Raw genomic sequence first — 1,638 nt, 5'->3', positions numbered from 1 at the left:
CATCGCTGTATTCGGGTGCTGGTAGGGCGCGTGTGTCGAGTTTGCCGTTGGGTGTCAATGGCAGGGCGTCGATGACTACGACCGCCGCGGGCACCATGTACACCGGTAGCCGCTGGGCCAGCGCAGCACGCAGCTCGACTGGGTCGGCGGTGCCGGTGACATAGCCGACCAGGCGTTTATCACCTGGGCGGTCCTCACGGGCGATCACCACCGCCTGCTCCACCCCCGCCAGCCCGGCCAGGGCTGTCTGGACTTCGCCCAATTCGATGCGATACCCGCGGATCTTGACCTGCTCATCGGCGCGCCCCAGATAGGCCAGCTGCCCATCGGTGCGCCAGCACACCAAATCCCCGGTCCGATACATCCGCTGTCCTGGCCCGCCGAACGGGCAGGCCACAAACCGTGACCCGGTCAACCCCGCCCGGCCCACATAGCCCACACCCACCCCGGCACCGGCCACATACAACTCACCGACCACCCCGACCGGCACCGGGCGCAACCACCCATCGAGCACGAACAACGCGGCGCCCGGCACCGGTGACCCGATCGGCGGCGCCCCCGACCCCGCCACCAGCGGCGCGCTGGTCGTCGCATACACCGTGGTCTCGGTGGGGCCATAGGCATTGACCATCACCCGCCCCGGCGCCCACCGATCCACCACCTCAGGCGGGCACGCCTCAGCAGCGATCACCAACGCCGAATCCACTTCCTGCGGCGAGAGCAGCCCCACCGCAGACGGCGTTTGGCTTAAGACACTGACGTTTTCAGTGATCAGCAGGGCGAGAAAATCTTGCGGTGAGCGCGTCACCTCTTCGGGCACCACCACCAACCGCCCGCCGTGCAGCAGCGCACCCCAAATTTCCCATACCGAGTAGTCGAAGGCATAGGAATGACACTGCGTCCACACCTGTCCCGGGCCCAGCTCTAGGCCGGCGTCCCATGAGTCAAATAGCCGGGTGACGTTGTAGTGGGTGACCGCCACCCCCTTGGGCACCCCCGTGGTGCCAGAGGTGTAAATGATGTGAGCAATGTCGTCGGGGGCCGGCGCCGGCAGTGCGGTGCTGGGTAGCTGAGCCACCGCGCGGTCATGGACATCAATGACCACCACCTCATGGCCCTCCAGCCGGGGGCGCAGCTCCGCGGTGGTGATGACGGCGACCGCAGCCGCGTCGGCGATCATGAACCCGATCCGGGCCGCCGGCAGCGCCGGGTCCATCGGCAGATAAGCCGCCCCAGTCTTTAGCACCGCCAATATCGCCACAATCGCCTCGACGGACCGGGGCAACAGCAGCCCCACACACCCACCCGGACCCACACCCTGACCAGCCAGCAGGTGCGCCAACCGGTTAGCGATTTCTTCGAGTTCCCGGTACGTCAACGAGCGGCCTTCGCACACCAGCGCCACCGCCTCCGGCGTGCGCGCCACCTGCGCGGCGAACAACACCGGAACCGACATCGGCGCGGACCCCGGCTCGGTCAACACCGCCCGATTACCAAGCTCCTCCAACCGGGCCCGCTCGGACTCATCGAGCACATCGATCGACGACAACCGCCGAGCCGGCTCGGTGGCCATCGCCACCAACACCCGCTGCAGCCGCCCAATGAACGCCTCGATACTGGCCGCATCAAACACATCGG

The 1,638-nt window shown here is 67.3% G+C and carries 1 protein-coding gene; it reads right to left on the bottom strand.

Translation table 11 applies throughout. The features are described from left to right. Positions 1-1,638, bottom strand: a 1,638-nt coding sequence (locus tag A5652_RS04075; RefSeq protein WP_156745145.1) for an amino acid adenylation domain-containing protein, incomplete at both ends; no start/stop codon positions are given.

The sequence above is a fragment of the Mycobacterium sp. 1165178.9 genome (genome assembly GCF_001673555.1).
In the GTDB taxonomy this organism is placed as follows: domain Bacteria; phylum Actinomycetota; class Actinomycetes; order Mycobacteriales; family Mycobacteriaceae; genus Mycobacterium.
This window is presented reverse-complemented; position numbering and strand designations above follow the sequence as displayed.